This window comes from Bradyrhizobium sp. 179 (assembly GCF_023073535.1).
In the GTDB taxonomy this organism is placed as follows: domain Bacteria; phylum Pseudomonadota; class Alphaproteobacteria; order Rhizobiales; family Xanthobacteraceae; genus Bradyrhizobium.
The window spans coordinates 146,499-162,930 of record NZ_JADPJR010000053.1; the positions used below are offsets into that span (position 1 = coordinate 146,499).

Below are 16,432 nucleotides of genomic sequence, written 5' to 3' on the forward strand. Positions count from 1 at the left end.
TCGCGTCGCGCGAAAGCCCGAAGTCCGGAGTTGTTATGTCTGAAGTGACCTCCCCAAAAATTCCCGTGACCGTCCTGACCGGCTATCTCGGTGCCGGCAAGACTACGCTTTTGAACCGCATCCTGTCGGAAAACCACGGCAAGAAATACGCTGTCATCGTCAACGAATTCGGCGAGATCGGCATCGACAACGATCTTATCATCGGCGCCGATGAGGAAGTGTTCGAGATGAACAACGGTTGCATCTGCTGCACCGTGCGCGGCGACCTCGTGCGCATCATGGACGGCTTGATGAAGCGCAAGGGAAAGTTCGACGCCATCATCGTCGAGACCACGGGCCTTGCCGATCCCGCGCCCGTCGCCCAGACCTTCTTCGTCGACGAGGACGTGCAGAAAAACGCGCGGCTCGACGCAGTGGTGACGGTCGCCGATGCAAAGTGGTTGTCCGACAGGCTGAAGGACGCGCCCGAGGCGAAGAACCAGATCGCGTTCGCCGACGTGATCGTGCTGAACAAGACCGATCTCGTCAACAAGGGCGAGCTCGCGGAGGTCGAGGCACGCATCCGCGCCATCAATCCCTATGCGAAGCTGCATCGCACCGAGCGCTGTTCGGTGGCGCTAGCTGACGTGCTCGATCGCGGCGCGTTCGACCTCGACCGCATCCTCGACATCGAGCCGGATTTCCTTGAGGCCGATGATCATGATCACGACCATGATCATCATCACCATGATCACGGCCATGGCCTGAAGCACTACCACGACGAGGACATGCAGTCGCTGTCGTTGAAAACCGACAAGCCGCTCGATCCGAACGTGTTCATGCCCTGGCTTCAGAACCTGGTGCAGGTCGAGGGCGGCAAGATCCTGCGCTCCAAGGGCATCCTCGCCTTCCACGATGACGATGACCGCTACGTCTTCCAGGGCGTCCACATGATGCTGGAGGGCAACCACCAGCGGAAGTGGAAGGAGGGTGAGCCGCGCGAGAGCCGCCTCGTCTTCATCGGCCGCGAACTGCCGGAAGAGGCCATCCGCAAGGGTTTTGAGAGCTGCATCGTCTCGTGATGAAAGAGTTTACGCCGGCTCCCGAGTCCGCCTCGATCGTCTCCGTCACCGACCGCGTCAAGCCGATCGCGCTCGGCATGGGCGTGACCTCGGCGCATTTCCTCGCCGATCGGGCCGCCTTCGTCGGCGGCGAGGAGAAAGTCGCGCTGGTCGACCCCAAGGGCGAGATCAGCACGGTCGCCGTGCACAGCGGCGGCATTCTCTCGACCGCCTCCGACGGCAAGCGCCTCGTCATGGGCGGCGACGACGGCAAGGTCGTCTCCCTCGATGCCAAGGGGGAGGTGACGCTGCTCGCCACCGACCCCAAACGGCGCTGGATCGATGCGGTGGCGCTGCATCCAGATGGCGCCTTAGCCTGGTCGGCCGGCAAGACGGCGAACGTCAAGAGCGGCAAGAACGAGGAGAAGTCGATCGAGGTGCCCTCGACCGTCGGCGGGCTTGCCTTCGCGCCAAAAGGCCTGCGGCTTGCGATCGCACATTACAACGGCGCGACGTTGTGGTTTCCCAACATGGCTGCCACAGCCGAATTCCTGCCGTGGGCCGGCTCGCATCTCGCCGTCACCTTCAGCCCGGACAACAAGTTCCTGGTCACCGCGATGCACGAGGCGGCGCTGCACGGCTGGCGGCTCGCCGATAACAGGCACATGCGCATGACCGGCTATCCCGGCCGCGTCCGCTCGATGTCCTGGAGCGCCGGCGGCAAGGCCCTGGCGACCTCGGGCGCCGACGCCGTCATCCTGTGGCCGTTCGCCAGCAAGGACGGTCCGATGGGCAAGGAGCCGGCCATGCTCGCGCCGCTGCAGGCCCGCGTGTCCGTGGTGGCCTGCCACCCCAAGAACGATATCCTTGCCGCCGGCTACAGCGACGGCACCGTGCTGATGGTGCGGCTGGAGGACGGCGCGGAGATCCTGGTCCGCCGCAACGGCACGCCACCGGTGGCCGCGCTCGCCTGGAACGCCAAAGGCACGCTGCTGGCGTTTGCGGATGAAAATGGGGACGGCGGCCTGCTGGAGCTTTAATCTGTCATGGTCCCGGCCGTATAGGGGGCCATGCGGTTTCTGACGACATTCCAAATTGCCGATTTCGCAGACACGCTGATCAGCCTGTTTACGGCCTTCGTGCTGGGGACGCTGATCGGCGCCGAGCGGCAGTACCGCCAGCGCACCGCGGGCCTGCGCACCAACGTGCTGGTCGCGGTCGGCGCCGCCGCCTTTGTCGATCTCGCCATGCATCTGGATGGCGCCGCCGGCGCGGTGCGGGTGATCTCCTACGTCGTCTCCGGCATCGGCTTCCTCGGCGCCGGTGTCATTATGAAGCAGGGCATGGACGTGCGCGGGCTCAATACGGCCGCGACGCTGTGGGCCTCCGCCGCGGTCGGCTCCTGCGCCGGGGCCGACATGGTCGCGCAGGCCGCGGCGCTGACCGTGTTCGTCATTGCCGGAAACACACTGCTGCGTCCGCTGGTCAATGCCATCAACCGCATTCCGCTGAATGAGCGGGCACTGGAGGCGACCTATTACTTCAAGCCGGCGGTGGCGGCCGACGCTCTGCCTGACATGCGCGACCGCCTCGTCGAGAGGTTGGAAGCCGCGAAATATTCGGTCGCTGATATCGACCTGGTAGAGATCGGCGAGGACATCCTGGAGATCGTCGCAAAGCTGGTAGCGACCGCGGTCGATCCGAACGAGCTGAACGCGGTCGCGACGGATCTCCAGCACCTTCCGGGCGTGCGCCACGCCACCTGGGAAGTCAGCACCACGGATTAAGCGCGGCGTTTTAGCGCGCAGGGGTGCAGTTCCCGCCCGGCCAAGCGCGGAACCCGCGCGCGGCCATTTCGTTGGTCCCGTGGACAAACGCGGTGATCGACATGACAGGCAATGACAAGCGCAGACTGAAACTCGACCTGATGATCGCCTGCACGCTGTTCGCCGCGGGCGTCGTGGTGTCGGGCCTGTCGCTGGCGCAGATTCGCGCCGAGAACCGGATGCAGATGGCGCAGGCAACGCCACCGCTCCAGGGCACTCCTTCGGACGATCAGGGCAAGACGCCTGCGGAGTCCAAGCCCGGCGGTGATCGCCCGACCACGCCGGCTCCCGAGCCCGCACGGCCCGAATCCCAGACGCAAGGCGCGGCGACCAAGCCCGCGCTGCCGGCCGCGCCTGCGGAGAAGATCGCGCCGCCGATCAAAGAGAAATAACGACAGCCAGTTGCGGCGTCACGGGTGGGCTTGTCCCGGCCGTCCACGTTCTTGGCGTCCCGCGAAAGAAAGTGCGTCGATGCCCGGGACAGGCCGGACATGACAGCAGAGCCCTCACCGCACCAAAATATTCCGGAACTGCCACGGATCGCTCGTGTCGATATCTTCCGGGAACAGTCCCGGACGATCGGTCAGCGGCGTCCAATCGGTGTAGAAGCCCTTCACCGGGCCGAGATAGGGCAGCTGGATTTCCAAGAGACGTTCGAAATCCATCTCGTCGGCTTCGACGATGCCTTCGTTCGGATTCTCCAGCGCCCATACCATGCCGGCGAGCACGGCGGAGGTCACTTGCAAGCCGGTGGCGTTCTGGTAGGGCGCAAGCCTGCGGGTCTCTTCGATGGAGAGCTGCGATCCGTACCAATAGGCATTGTTGTCATGGCCGAACAGCAGCACGCCGAGCTCGTCGATTCCGTCGACGATTTCGTTCTCATCGAGGATGTGGTGCTTTTCCTGCATCTTCGCCGCGCGGCCGAACATTTCATGCAGCGAGAGCACGGCATCGTCGGCCGGATGATAGGCATAGTGACAGGTCGGCCGATAGATCGCGGTGCCCGATGCGTCGCGCACCGTGAAGTAATCGGAGATCGAGATCGACTCGTTGTGGGTGACGAGGAATCCATACTGCGCGCCGCGGGTCGGGCACCAGGTACGCACGCGCGTGTTGGCGCCCGGCTGCATCAGATAGATGGCGGCGCCGCAGCCCGCTTCGTGGGTCCGCGCATTCTCCGGCATCCATTTCTCATGGGTGCCCCAACCGAGCTCTGAGGGCTGCACGCCTTCCGACAGGAAACCTTCCACCGACCAGGTGTTGACGAAGACGTCAGGCTCTTTCGGGTTCCTGGAGCGCTGGGTGTCGCGTTCGGCGATGTGAATGCCCTTGACGCCGGCCTGCCGCATCAGGTCCGCCCATTCGGCCTTGGTCTTCGGCTTGGGGGCATTGAGCTTCAGATCCGCGGCGACGTTGAGCAGCGCCTGCTTGACGAAGAAGGAGACCATGCCAGGATTGGCGCCACAGCAGGAAACGGCCGTCGTGGAGCCCGCGGGGCGCGCCTTCTTGGCGGCCAGCGTCACTTCGCGAAGAGCGTAGTTGGAGCGCGCTTCCGGGCCCTTCGAAGCATCGAAATAGAAGCCGAGCCAGGGCTCGTTGACGGTGTCGATGTAGAGGGCGCCAAGTTCGTTGCAGAGCTCCATGATGTCGGTGGAGCCGGTGTCGACCGAAAGATTGACGCAAAAGCCCTGACCGCCGCCTTCGGTGAGCAGCGGGGTCAGCAACTCGCGATAATTGTCCTTGGTCACGCCCTTCTGGATGAAGCGTACATTGTGCTTCTCGCAATGCGCCTTGCGGCCCTCGTCCTTGGGATCGATCACGGTGACGCGCGACTTGTCGTAATCGAGATGCCGCTCGATCAGCGGCAACGTGCCTTTGCCGATAGAGCCGAAGCCGACCATGACAATGGGACCGGTGATCTTCGCGTAGATCTGCGAGGCGGGGCTCATGGGATGGTTTCTCCGGAACGTGATGGCAGACAAAGAGCGACGGTGTGGATCAGGCGCTGCGGCGCTTGGCGGTGACTTCGATCTCGACCTTCATCTCAGGCTTGTAGAGCGCCGAGACGACCAGAAGCGTTGCGGCCGGGCGGATGTCGCCGAGGACTTCGCCGCAGACGGCGAAATGGGCGTCAGCGTCTTTGATGTCTGTGAGGTAGTAGGTCGCGCGGACGATGTCGGCCATCTCGAAACCACCCTCCTTCAGGGCGGCTTCAATGGTCTTGAAGCAGTTGCGTGACTGGCTCGTGACGTCGGCCGGCATCGTCATCGTCGTGTAGTCATAGCCCGTGGTTCCCGCGACGAAGGCGAACTCGCCGTCGATCACGGCGCGGCTATAGCCGGCGGCCTTCTCGAATGGGGAGCCGGTGGAAATCAGGCGACGGGACATGCTCTCGGACCTCAACTGAAGAGGGGGATGTTTCGCGGGTTTAAAGGGCGTTTCTCGGGCCCGTGCAACCCCAAACGAACGCATCAAGTCAGCCGCAGCCGGGCATGGCCGCTGGCTGCGGCTTCGGTCGTTGCGATCACCGCAATGCCTTAGGCCGCGTGTGCCTGGAGAGCGCGAACCGCCCTCCGTTTGGGCAGGGCCGCTCCGGTCGGAACGATCATCCCTGCGGCGCCGTCGAGCGCACCTTCCGCAAACTCGATCGCCAGCAGCCGGTTGCGCTCGAACGGGCCGGGCAGCGACAACGCGCCGGTTTTCTCGGGCGAGAAGCCGAAGCGAGCGTAGTACGGGGCGTCGCCGAGCAGGATCACGGCACCATGCCCGCGCGCCCGGGCGGCGGCCAGCGCTTGATGCATCAGCGCGGCGCCGATCCCGAGCTCGCGGCAGGCAGGGTCGACCGCCAGCGGTCCGAGGACCAGAGCGGGCCTGCCTCCGGCGCTGACGTGCCACAGCCGCACGGTTCCCACGAGCTGTCCCTCGCGCACGGCCGACAGGGCAAGGCCTGCGGCGGGGGCGCGTCCGTCGCGCAGGCGCTGGCAGGTCCGGCCATGGCGGTTCTCGCCAAAGCAGGCATCGAGCAACGCTTCACGCATCGCGACGTCGGCAGCACGCTCCGCTCGGATCGCGAACGGAGCGGCTTTCGAAGTGAGGGCGATCTGTGGCTTCCGAGGAGCAGTCATGGCGCGTCAGTCCCCGCTTGAACGGACATGCGAGAGGCACATCGGTCCAAGACGTCGTCAGAAATCGAAATTGTGAGGGAGGAGCCGGCAAGCCGGCTCCCGGGTTCGTCAGGCCCCAAGAGAGAGGCGGATCAGATGTGGTACGTCTTCAGCGGCGGGATGCCGTTGAACGCCACCGACGAGTAGGTTGACGTATACGCCCCGGTGCCTTCGATCAGCACCTTGTCGCCGATCTCGAGCGTCACGGGGAGCGGATACGGGGTCTTCTCGTACAGCACGTCGGCGCTGTCGCAGGTCGGGCCCGCGAGCACGCACGGCGTCATGTCCGCACCGTCGTGACGGGTACGGATGGCGTAACGGATCGACTCGTCCATCGTCTCGGCGAGACCGCCGAACTTACCGATGTCCAGGTACACCCAGCGCACCTCGTCCTCGTCGCTCTTCTTCGAGATGAGCACGACCTCGGACTCGATGATGCCGGCATTGCCCACCATGCCGCGGCCCGGCTCGATGATGGTCTCCGGGATCTGGTTGCCGAAGTGCTTACGCAGCGCGCGGAAGATCGACCGGCCGTAGGTCACCACTGGCGGCACGTCCTTGAGGTACTTGGTCGGGAAGCCGCCGCCCATGTTGACCATGGAGAGATTGATGCCGCGCTCGGCGCAGTCGCGGAACACCTGCGAGGCCATCGCCAGCGCACGGTCCCACGCCTTCACCTTGCGCTGCTGCGAGCCGACATGGAAAGAGATGCCGCACGGCTCCAAACCAAGGCGCTTGGCGAGGTCGAGCACCTCGACCGCCATCTCCGGGTCGCAGCCGAACTTGCGCGACAGCGGCCATTCGGCGCCGGCGCAGTCATAGAGGATGCGGCAGAACACCTTCGCGCCGGGGGCGGCACGGGCGACCTTCTCGACCTCCGCGGCGCAGTCCACAGCGAAAAGCCGAATGCCCAGCGCGAAGGCGCGCGCGATATCGCGCTCCTTCTTGATCGTGTTGCCGAAGGAGATGCGGTCGGGCGTCGCTCCAGCGGCCAGCGCCATCTCGATCTCGGCGACGGTCGCGGTATCGAAGCAGGAGCCCATGGAGGCGAGCAGGGCCAGCACTTCCGGCGCCGGGTTCGCCTTGACGGCGTAGAACACGCGGCTGTCGGGCAGCGCCCTGGCGAAGCTCTGGTAATTGTCGCGCACGACCTCGAGGTCGACGACGAGGCACGGCTCGGTGTCGAGGCCATCCTTGCGGCGGTTGCGCAGGAATTCCTGGATACGTTCGGTCATGGCACTCTCCCAAACGGCCCAGCGACGGGCCCGTTCAAAACATGACGTCGGATAAGAGCGCTCTGGCCAAATCGCGCGATGGAGGCGCGACGAAGCCAAAAAACTCAAACCAGACTGTGCTGCCGTGGATTGGTTGGGAGTGTTCCCGCCCGCACACCTGGCAATGAAGGACAAGCCTTTTCAGTAGCCCGCGCCGGCGTTGGACTGCCGGTAGAGACCAAAAAAGCCCGATCCGTCGTTGCTTTAAGTCGCGTCCCCCGTTGAGAGCGGGGTGCGCCGGTTCGCCTCCGGCTGCCAGTCACGGTTGCAAAGAGTGAAGTCACCTTCGACAAGGCATCCCTTGAGAGAGATGCTGGGCGCTCCGGGTTTGCTTTCAGTCCGTCGACTTTTCAGTCTTTCGACTTTCAAGTCTTCCGGCTTCTGCACGTCCGAAGAGCCCCTCGGCTTCTTCACCCCTTGGCGGCTGTCCGGCCTCTTGTCCGGATACCTACCGACTGACACACGACCACAGGCACGTGCGAAATTGGGCAAGTCCGCACATAAGCGTTTTGAATCGGCTTCGCAAGAATTTTTTTAGGCTGAGAACAGAATTGCCTAACACCTGCTTGCGCAGTGTTGAGCGAGCGAGGCGGAAGATGAACGAGCGTTAAGTTTTTTCGTGCAGCGCGCGTATCTCGCGCGCGAAGACGCGTCAGCGGCGCTTCGTGAACGGCTCGATGCGCTGAGCTGTGCGGATGAACGCGGTCATCACCAGCACGCCGAGTGCGAACAGCACGGCCTGGAGGATGTGCGCGCCCTGGTCGCCGAGCCCGAACAGGATTGCGAGCGCCCAGCCGCCGGCAAACGCCGCGCCGAACACCTCCGCGCCGATCAGGATGGCGGCGCTGATGACGGTGATGACGCTCGGCCAGGCGATCTGGCGGGAAGAGGAGGCAGGCGCGTTCATGAGTTCAGGGACCCCGTGTCTTCGAGGGCCGCAATCTCCCCGAAAAGGCGGTCGGGAGCAAGGGCAAACGGCCCAAAAAAGCCCCATCGCGTGCTATAGCTGGCCACAACAAATCGGCTCAAAAACCGGGACTTGTGATGTCAGAACTCCGCCAAATTACGGACGCCGAGACCAACCCGCTGCTGAAGGCCTGGGTGACGCCGTTCGCGACCCCGCCTTTCGACGAGATCAAGCCGGAGCACTTCCTGCCCGCCTTCGAGCAGGCCTTCGCCGACCATGCCGCCGAGATCGCGGCGATCACCAACGATCCGGCCGCGCCCGACTTCGCCAACACCATCACGGCGCTGGAGCGCTCGGGCAAGCTCTTGAACAAGGTCGCGGCGGTTTTGTACGACCTCGTCTCGGCGCATTCCAACCCGGCCATCCTGGAGATCGACAAGGAGGTCTCCTTGCGGATGGCGCGGCACTGGAATCCGATCATGATGAACGCCGTGCTGTTTGGCCGCATCGCCCAGCTGCACGAGAACCGCGCCAATCTCGGTCTCACGCCCGAGCAGCTGCGCCTCCTGGAGCGCACCTACACCCGCTTCCACCGCTCCGGCGCCGGCCTCTCCGACGAGGCCAAGACGCGGATGGCGGAGATCAACGAGCGGCTCGCCCAGCTCGGCACCAGCTTCAGCCATCACCTGCTCGGCGACGAGCAGGACTGGTTCCTGGAGCTCGGGGAGGCGGACCGCGAGGGCCTGCCGGAGAGCTTCGTCGCCGGCGCCAAGGCTGCGGCAGAAGAGCGCGGCATGGAAGGCAAGGCCATCGTCACGCTGTCACGCTCCTCGGTCGAATCGTTCCTGAAGAGCTCGGCGCGGCGCGACCTGCGCGAGAAGGTCTACAAGGCCTTCATCGCGCGTGGCGACAACGGCAATTCCAATGACAACAACGCAACCATCGTCGAGATCCTGAAGCTGCGCGAAGAGAGCGCCAAGCTGTTGGGCTACCCGACCTTCGCCGCCTATCGTCTCGAAGACTCGATGGCCAAGACGCCGGAAGCGGTGCGGAGCCTCTTGGAGCGGGTCTGGACGCCGGCGAGGGCGCGCGCGCTCGCCGACCGCGACGACATGCAGGCATTGATCACGGCCGAAGGCGGCAACTTCAAGCTCGCCCCCTGGGACTGGCGCTTCTACGCCGAGAAGCTGCGTCTTCAGCGTGCCAATTTCGATGACGCTGCGATCAAGCCGTATCTTTCGCTCGACAACATGATCGCCGCCGCCTTCGACTGCGCCACGCGCCTGTTCGGCATCACCTTCGAGGAGCGCAGCGACGTTCCGGTCTGGCACCCGGACGTTCGGGTTTGGGAGGTGAAGGGCAGGGACGGCAAGCACAAGGCGCTGTTCTATGGCGACTACTTTGCCCGGCCCTCGAAGCGCTCGGGCGCCTGGATGACTTCGCTGCGCGATCAGCAGAAGCTCGACGGCGAGGTCGCGCCGCTGGTTCTCAATATCTGCAATTTTGCCAAGGGAGCCGGGGGCGAGCCTTCGCTGCTGTCGCCGGACGACGCCCGCACCCTGTTCCACGAGTTCGGCCACGGCCTGCACGGCATGCTCTCCAACGTCACCTATCCTTCGCTGTCGGGCACTTCCGTGTTCACCGACTTCGTCGAGCTGCCGTCTCAGCTCTACGAGCACTGGCAGGAGCGGCCCGAGGTGCTGCAAAAGTTCGCGCGCCACTACCAGACCGGCGAGCCGCTGCCGGACGACCTCCTGCAGCGCTTCCTTGCCGCGCGAAAATTCAACCAGGGTTTTGCCACTGTCGAGTTCGTCTCCTCGGCGCTGATCGACCTCGAATTCCACACTCAGCCGGCTTGCGCCGCGCAGGACGTGCGCGCCTTCGAGAGACGCGAGCTGGAGAAGATCGGCATGCCCGAGGAGATCGCGCTGCGTCACCGGCCCACGCAATTCGGCCACATCTTCACCGGCGATCATTATGCCGCCGGCTATTACAGCTACATGTGGTCGGAGGTGATGGACGCCGACGCTTTCGGCGCGTTTGAGGAGGCCGGCGACATCTTCGACCCTGCCGTTGCCAAGCGCCTGCACGACGACATCTACGCCTCGGGCGGATCGGTTGATCCGGAAGCCGCCTATGAGGCCTTCCGCGGCCGCCCGCCGGAGCCGGACGCGCTGCTGCGCCGGCGCGGCCTGCTCGACGCCGCGAAGGCGGCGTGATGGGCATGCGCGTCCTTCTCGGCCTGCTGCTCGCCGCCGGCCTGTCGCTCGCAGCGGGGCCGGCGCGCGCGCATCCGCATGTCTGGATCACCGCGACCAGCGAGTTGCTCTTCGCGGCCGACGGCACCATCACCGGCGTGCGCCACGCCTGGACCTTCGACGACATGTTCTCGGCCTATGCGGTGCAGGGGCTCGAGAGCAAGACCAAGGGCGCCTATACGCGCGAGGAGCTAACGCCGCTGGCGCAGACCAATGTCGAGTCGCTGAAGGAATACGCCTACTTCACCTTCGCGAAGGCCGACGGCAAGAAGGAGCGGTTCCAGGAGCCGGTCGACTACTTCCTCGACTACAAGGATACGGTGCTGACCCTGCACTTCACTTTGCCGCTGAAGAACCCCGTCAAGCCCAGGCAGCTGATGCTCGAAGTGTTCGACCGCTCCTTCTTCATCGACTTCCAGATGGCCAAGGACAATCCGGTCAAGCTGGTCGGCGCGCCCGCCGGCTGCCAGATGAAGCTGGAGCGACCGAACGACGGCACCGCGAGTGCGCAGAAGCTCAACGAGCAGACCTTCCTGAATGGCGAGAACTCGAATTTCGGCATGATGTTCGCCAACAAGATCACCGTGGATTGCCCTTGAAGCCGTATCTCTCCCCGTTCGCGCGCGGGCTGCTCGCCAGCGCCGCGGTTTGGTTCGTGGTGGCAGCTGCCGACGCCGCGCTCCACGATCTTCTTGCGCAAAATCCGTTCGGCGCGCCGCGGCCCACGCAGGCGGCGGAGCCTGAAGCCAGCGGCCTCATCGGCTGGCTGTTGGCAAAACAGTCGGAGTTCTATCGCCAGATGTCGGCGACCATCCGCGCCGCGAAGTCCGACGGCTCGGCGGTGTGGACGCTGCTCTTTATCTCGTTTGCCTATGGCATCTTTCACGCCGCCGGCCCCGGCCACGGCAAGGCGGTGATTGCCTCTTATCTCGTCGCCAATCGCGAGACCGCGCGGCGCGGCATCGCGCTGTCGTTCGCCTCCGCGCTGATGCAGTCGCTGGTGGCGATCCTGATTGTCGGGATCTCCGCCTGGATCCTGAATGCGACCGCCAAGACCATGTGCAAGGCGGAAGGCGCGATCGAGATCGCGAGCTATGGCCTGATTGCGCTGTTCGGCCTGCGCCTTGTCTGGGTCAAAGGCGGCGCCTTCATCCGCGCGCTTCAGGTAGCCCAGCCGGTGCCAGCGATGGCAGGCGTGCCGCATGACCATGGCCACGGCCATGATGCGGATGATCATCATGGCCACGATCATCATCACCATCACGATCGCAGCCACGCTCGCCATGAGCATGGGCATGGCCACGTCCATGACGAGCACTGCGGTCATTCCCATGGGCCCGCTCCGAGCGAACTCGCCGGCCCCGGCGGCTGGCAGCGCGGCTTTGCCGCGATCCTGACCGTCGGCATCCGCCCCTGCTCGGGCGCGATCCTGGTCCTGGTGTTCGCGCTGGCGCAGGGCCTGTTCTGGGCCGGCATCGCCGCGACCTTCCTGATGGGGCTCGGCACCGCGATCACGGTCGCTGCCATCGCGGTCGTCGCGGTCTCGGCTAAGAACATTGCCGCGCGCCTCAGCGCCGGCCGCGACGGGGGCGGCGCCCTCGTCATGCGCGGCATCGAGTTCGGCGCCGCCGGCCTGGTATTGCTATTCGGCGTCGGCCTGTTGTTCGGCTACATCGCCGCTGAACGGACAACGTGTTTTTGAGCCGCGCTCGCGTGCCCCGGCTCTGCGGAGCAGCGCATAGGGCGCCGGACCGCGTGCGGGCACGGCACCTTAAACCGGCAGAAACCGCTTTAAGGCCGGCATGAAGAAGATCCCGAGATTGATGGCAAAGCCGATGCTCCAGAGGATCGAGCGCAGCGTCGGGCGGTTGCCGAGATAGGTCAGCACATAGGCGATCCGCACGATCAGGAACAGTGCCGCGAGCTCATCGATCAGCCGCTGCGGCGAATCCCGGAATTCGGCGAGCAGCACCGCGAAGGCGAAGAACGGGAAGGTCTCGATGCCGTTCAGGTGCGCGCCGAGCGCGCGCTGCGCGAGGGCGTCCTCGAAGAAGGCGGGGTCGCGCGGCTGGGAATTGTCGAACGTGCGAAACCTGGCCCATTTGATCGAGACGATCGTTGCAAGGTAAAGCAGCAGCGCTCCCAGGACGCACCATTCCGCGAGTGTCATCTTCCCTCCCGCTTGGGTGCGACCCTAGCGAAATCGGCCTCATCTTGACAAGTTCGGAGCAACGCGCGACCCACGGAGCCATGACCAGCGTCGTTCCCATCGAAAGCGCGAAACCGGCAGCTCAATCCGCTCTGCCCCGCGTTGGCGTGCTTCTGATCAACCTTGGAACGCCCGATACTGCTGACGCGTCCGGCGTGCGGGTCTATCTGAAGGAGTTCCTCTCGGATGCCCGCGTCATCGAGGACCAGGGCCTGGTCTGGAAGCTGGTGTTGAACGGGATCATCCTGCGCAGCCGCCCCCGCACCAAGGCGCTGGACTACCGCAAGATCTGGAACAACGAGCGGGACGAGTCGCCGCTGAAGACCATCACGCGCTCGCAAGCCGACAAGCTCGCGATCGCGCTGTCGGATCGCAGTCATGTCGTCGTGGACTGGGCGATGCGCTACGGCAACCCGTCGATCCAGGCGGGCATCGACGCGCTGATCGCAAAAGGCTGCGAGCGCATCCTCGCCGTCCCGCTCTATCCGCAATATTCCGCCTCGACCTCGGCGACCGTCTGCGACGAGGTGTTCCGCGTGCTCGCCCGCCTGCGGGCGCAGCCGACGCTGCGGGTGACGCCGCCTTACTACGCGGACGCGGCCTATATCGAGGCGCTCGCAACCTCGGTCCAGACGCATCTGGCGAGCCTGCCGTTCAAGCCGGAGCTGATTGTGGCGTCCTTCCACGGCATGCCGAAGTCCTACGTCGACAAGGGTGATCCATACCAGAACCACTGCATCGCCACGACGGAGGCGCTGCGCCGCCGGCTCGGCATGGACGAGACAACGCTGCTGCTGACCTTCCAGTCGCGCTTCGGCAATGACGAGTGGCTTCAGCCGTATACGGACAAGACCATGGAGCGTCTGGCGAAAGACGGCGTGCGCCGCATCGCGGTGGTGACCCCGGGCTTTGCCGCCGATTGCCTGGAGACGCTGGAGGAAATCGCGCAGGAGAATGCCGAGATCTTCAAACATAATGGCGGCGAGCAGTTTTCCGCGATCCCCTGTCTCAACGACAGCGAACCCGGCATGGACGTGATCCGCTCCCTGGTGCTGCGCGAGCTTCAGGGCTGGATTTGACGTTTACGATGGGGCGGCAAATCCAACCTTTGGCGCTAGGTCCGCGCCGCATCCTTTCAAGAGCGCCCTCGCAAATACATAATCGTTGCCATTCCCGTTCTGTACGTCTTGTGCAGAATCGCGCCGGTACCGACGTTAGTCGCGACCGCTGAACCGGTAGGGTTGCGATCCCGACCAATGACAGCGCGGGAAAGGGCCTTTTCCCGTTTGGAGGAGATATGAGCGGTTTCGACATTTTCGCGATTGTTCTGGTGTTGCTCGTCATCGTTACGCTGGTGGCGGGCGTGAAGACGGTGCCGCAGGGCTATGATTGGACTATCGAACGTTTCGGCAAATACACGCAGACGCTGAGCCCCGGGCTCAATCTGATCGTGCCGTATTTCGATCGCGTCGGGCGCAAGATCAACATGATGGAGCAGGTGATCGACATTCCCGAGCAGGAGGTGATCACCAAGGACAACGCCACGGTGACGGTGGACGGCGTCGCCTTCTATCAGGTGTTCGACGCCGCGAAAGCGAGCTACGAGGTTTCCAACCTCACCCAGTCCATTACCGTCTTGACCATGACCAACATCCGCTCGGTGATGGGGGCTATGGATCTCGATCAGGTGCTTTCGCACCGCGACGAGATCAACGAGCGCCTGCTCCGCGTCGTCGATGCCGCGGTCTCGCCCTGGGGTCTCAAGGTCAACCGCATCGAGATCAAGGACATCGTGCCGCCAGCCGACCTCGTCGAGGCCATGGGCCGGCAGATGAAGGCCGAGCGCGTCAAGCGCGCCGACATTCTCGCCGCCGAAGGCCAGCGCCAGTCGGAAATCCTGCGCGCTGAGGGCGCCAAGCAGGGCCAAATCCTCCAGGCCGAAGGCCGCAAGGAAGCTGCGTTCCGCGACGCCGAGGCCCGCGAGCGGTCGGCGGAGGCCGAGGCCAAGGCAACCCAGATGGTCAGCGAAGCGATTTCCAAGGGCGATGTCGCCGCGCTGAACTATTTCATCGCCGACAAGTATATCAAGGCGTTCGGGCAATTGGCCGACTCGCCAAACCAGAAGGTCATCATGCTTCCGGTCGAAGCTATGAGCATGCTGGGTTCGCTCGCCGGCATCGGCGAGATCGCCAAGGCGACGTTCGGCGAGAGCGCCGCGTCCGCTGCGCTCGCTCGCCGTCCCGGCTCGGTGCCGCCGACCGGCAGCACGCCGCCGGCCGCGCCGCCGCAGGGATAATCAAAGAGGTCGTATCATGGCCGACATGTTGGTATCGCTCGGCACCTGGAATTGGCTGATCTTCGGTTTCATCCTGATGGCGCTGGAGGTGCTGGCGCCGGGCATCTTCCTGTTCTGGCTCGGGCTCGCCGCGCTGCTGGTCGGCCTGATCTCGTTCACTGTCACCGTGTCCTGGCAGATCCAGCTCGTGATGTTCGCAGTCTTCGCTGCCGCCGCCGTGCCGGTGTGGCGCCGCCTGGCGCGGCCGAAGCCGGACGCCAGCGCCAGCCCCTTCCTCAACAAGCGCACCGAGGCGCTGTTAGGGCGCGAGTTCACGCTGGAGAAGCCGATCATTGACGGCGCAGGCACCGTCCGCATCGGCGACACGGTGTGGCGCGTGGCTGGCCCTGACACTCCGGCCGGGACGCGCGTGAAAGTCGTGCAGGTCGATGGCGCGAATCTTACTGTGGCCGCGGCGTAGCTTCCTTGCCCACCCCTCCAGGGGAGGTAAACAAGATCGCTACCTTTTCCATCGCTCGGCAAAACGGTGCAATGGCATGAATGTCTCGCACAGCTCGCGTCCGAGCGGCGTCAATGCGTAACCTCCGCCTTCGCCAAGCTCGACGAATCCCGCTGCGCGCAGCTCCGTCAGCCGCGCCTGCAGCACCGTCGGCGAGGCTTCGTCGCAGGCGCTGCGCAGCGCGCGCGAGGTGAGGGGCTCGCCGCGCAACTCCCACAATATCCGCAGGCTCCAGCGCCGGCCGAGCAGGTCCAGCAGCGCCATGATCGGCCGCCCGGTGCGCGAGCCGCGGACGCGGCGTTCTGATGCTGGCTGCTTTGCCATACCGGCCTGTTGCGTAGCGCTACAGATAATGTAGCGTATTGCTACGATAATTGTAGCAACGGAAGCAGTCCATGTCTTCTGCCATGTCACCCTCCTCGCCGCGTATTGCGCCGCTCGATCCGCCTTATCCCCCGGAGATCCAGGCGCAGTTCGAGCGCATCATGCGCGGCGCACCGCCCCTGGTGCTGTTCAGGGTGATGGCAAGCCACAGCCGCGCTTGGGACAAGTTTCGCGCCGGCGGCCTGCTCGATCCCGGCCCGCTGTCCCTGCGCCAGCGCGAGATCATCATCGACCGCACCTGCGCGCTGAACGAATGCGAGTATGAATGGGGCGTGCATGTCGCCATCTTTGCCGGGCCGGCAAAGCTCACGGAGGATGAGGTGCGTGCGACGGTGCTGGGCGACGCCATGTCACCGTGCTGGTCGCCGGCCGAGCAGGCGCTGATTGCGGCCGTCGACGCGCTGCATCATCGTGCGACGCTTGATGACGAGGAGTTCGCCGCGCTGTCCGCGCATTACGACGAGGCGCAGATCCTGGAAATCATGCTGCTGTGCGGCTTCTATCGCACGGTGTCGTATCTGGCGAACGGGCTGCGCTTGCCGCTGGAGGAGAACGCGGCGCGGTTTCCGGCGTAG

General features: G+C 64.6%; 18 protein-coding genes. 11 read left to right on the forward strand and 7 right to left on the reverse strand.

Going from position 1 to position 16,432, the window contains the following annotated elements; translation table 11 throughout:
- Window positions 1-35 precede the first annotated feature (35 nt).
- The 4 genes from IVB12_RS12330 (at window position 36) to IVB12_RS12345 (ending at window position 3,258) form a co-directional block, all read left to right on the forward strand.
- A complete protein-coding gene (locus IVB12_RS12330) occupies window positions 36-1,061 on the forward strand; it encodes a GTP-binding protein (RefSeq protein ID WP_247299180.1) in 1,026 nt (341 codons plus the stop codon).
- The gene (locus tag IVB12_RS12335) at window positions 1,061-2,080 is read left to right on the forward strand and encodes a WD40 repeat domain-containing protein (RefSeq protein ID WP_247299182.1); all 1,020 of its coding nucleotides are present in this window, start codon (window positions 1,061-1,063) and stop codon (window positions 2,078-2,080) included. Before IVB12_RS12330 ends, IVB12_RS12335 begins: the two co-directional genes overlap by 1 nt.
- A gap of 30 nt (window positions 2,081-2,110) precedes the next feature.
- On the forward strand, window positions 2,111-2,827 hold the full coding sequence (locus IVB12_RS12340; RefSeq protein WP_247299184.1) for an MgtC/SapB family protein: 717 nt from the start codon (window positions 2,111-2,113) through the stop codon (window positions 2,825-2,827).
- Between the two features lie 101 nt (window positions 2,828-2,928).
- Window positions 2,929-3,258 carry a hypothetical protein gene (locus tag IVB12_RS12345; protein WP_247299502.1) on the forward strand — a complete coding sequence of 110 codons (330 nt, stop codon included), beginning with the start codon at window positions 2,929-2,931 and terminating at the stop codon, window positions 3,256-3,258.
- A 114-nt stretch (window positions 3,259-3,372) separates the two neighbouring features.
- Here the strand turns inward: IVB12_RS12345 and IVB12_RS12350 are convergent, their stop codons facing one another.
- The 5 genes from IVB12_RS12350 to IVB12_RS12370 form a co-directional block, all read right to left on the reverse strand.
- Entirely contained in the window at window positions 3,373-4,815 is a 1,443-nt protein-coding gene (locus tag IVB12_RS12350; RefSeq protein WP_247277706.1) for a homospermidine synthase, read from the reverse strand.
- A 49-nt stretch (window positions 4,816-4,864) separates the two neighbouring features.
- Window positions 4,865-5,254: a RidA family protein gene (locus IVB12_RS12355; RefSeq protein ID WP_247277705.1), complete on the reverse strand. Its 390-nt coding sequence runs from the start codon at window positions 5,252-5,254 to the stop codon at window positions 4,865-4,867.
- 149 nt (window positions 5,255-5,403) lie between these two features.
- A complete protein-coding gene (locus IVB12_RS12360) occupies window positions 5,404-5,991 on the reverse strand; it encodes an N-acetyltransferase (protein ID WP_247299187.1) in 588 nt (195 codons plus the stop codon).
- A gap of 131 nt (window positions 5,992-6,122) precedes the next feature.
- Window positions 6,123-7,265 carry a type III PLP-dependent enzyme gene (locus IVB12_RS12365; protein WP_247299188.1) on the reverse strand — a complete coding sequence of 381 codons (1,143 nt, stop codon included), beginning with the start codon at window positions 7,263-7,265 and terminating at the stop codon, window positions 6,123-6,125.
- A gap of 691 nt (window positions 7,266-7,956) precedes the next feature.
- Window positions 7,957-8,211 carry a hypothetical protein gene (locus tag IVB12_RS12370; protein ID WP_247299190.1) on the reverse strand — a complete coding sequence of 85 codons (255 nt, stop codon included), beginning with the start codon at window positions 8,209-8,211 and terminating at the stop codon, window positions 7,957-7,959.
- A gap of 137 nt (window positions 8,212-8,348) precedes the next feature.
- Between IVB12_RS12370 and IVB12_RS12375 the strand changes: the two genes are divergently transcribed.
- The 3 genes from IVB12_RS12375 to IVB12_RS12385 are packed head-to-tail and all read left to right on the forward strand — an operon-like array spanning window position 8,349 to window position 12,171.
- Complete coding sequence (locus tag IVB12_RS12375) at window positions 8,349-10,430, forward strand: M3 family metallopeptidase (protein ID WP_247299192.1); 2,082 nt, start codon at window positions 8,349-8,351, stop codon at window positions 10,428-10,430.
- Entirely contained in the window at window positions 10,430-11,068 is a 639-nt protein-coding gene (locus IVB12_RS12380; RefSeq protein WP_247299193.1) for a DUF1007 family protein, read from the forward strand. Before IVB12_RS12375 ends, IVB12_RS12380 begins: the two co-directional genes overlap by 1 nt.
- The gene (locus IVB12_RS12385) at window positions 11,065-12,171 is read left to right on the forward strand and encodes a nickel/cobalt transporter (RefSeq protein WP_247299195.1); all 1,107 of its coding nucleotides are present in this window, start codon (window positions 11,065-11,067) and stop codon (window positions 12,169-12,171) included. The genes IVB12_RS12380 and IVB12_RS12385 overlap by 4 nt, the downstream gene beginning before the upstream one ends.
- Window positions 12,172-12,240: 69 nt before the next feature.
- Here IVB12_RS12385 and IVB12_RS12390 read toward each other — a convergent pair whose 3' ends face one another.
- Window positions 12,241-12,639, reverse strand: coding sequence for an MAPEG family protein (locus IVB12_RS12390; protein WP_247299197.1), 399 nt, complete (start codon window positions 12,637-12,639; stop codon window positions 12,241-12,243).
- 80 nt (window positions 12,640-12,719) lie between these two features.
- Between IVB12_RS12390 and hemH the strand changes: the two genes are divergently transcribed.
- The 3 genes from hemH (at window position 12,720) to IVB12_RS12405 (ending at window position 15,434) form a co-directional block, all read left to right on the forward strand.
- Window positions 12,720-13,757, forward strand: a complete 1,038-nt coding sequence (gene hemH, locus IVB12_RS12395; RefSeq protein ID WP_247299199.1) for a ferrochelatase — start codon at window positions 12,720-12,722, stop codon at window positions 13,755-13,757.
- Window positions 13,758-13,975: 218 nt separating this feature from the next.
- Window positions 13,976-14,974, forward strand: a complete 999-nt coding sequence (locus IVB12_RS12400; RefSeq protein WP_247299201.1) for an SPFH domain-containing protein — start codon at window positions 13,976-13,978, stop codon at window positions 14,972-14,974.
- 16 nt (window positions 14,975-14,990) lie between these two features.
- On the forward strand, window positions 14,991-15,434 hold the full coding sequence (locus IVB12_RS12405; RefSeq protein ID WP_247299202.1) for an NfeD family protein: 444 nt from the start codon (window positions 14,991-14,993) through the stop codon (window positions 15,432-15,434).
- A gap of 39 nt (window positions 15,435-15,473) precedes the next feature.
- Here the strand turns inward: IVB12_RS12405 and IVB12_RS12410 are convergent, their stop codons facing one another.
- Window positions 15,474-15,797, reverse strand: a complete 324-nt coding sequence (locus IVB12_RS12410; RefSeq protein WP_247299204.1) for a helix-turn-helix domain-containing protein — start codon at window positions 15,795-15,797, stop codon at window positions 15,474-15,476.
- A gap of 83 nt (window positions 15,798-15,880) precedes the next feature.
- Between IVB12_RS12410 and IVB12_RS12415 the strand changes: the two genes are divergently transcribed.
- Window positions 15,881-16,432 (forward strand): carboxymuconolactone decarboxylase family protein, encoded by a 552-nt coding sequence (locus IVB12_RS12415; RefSeq protein ID WP_247299504.1) that lies wholly within the window; start codon window positions 15,881-15,883, stop codon window positions 16,430-16,432.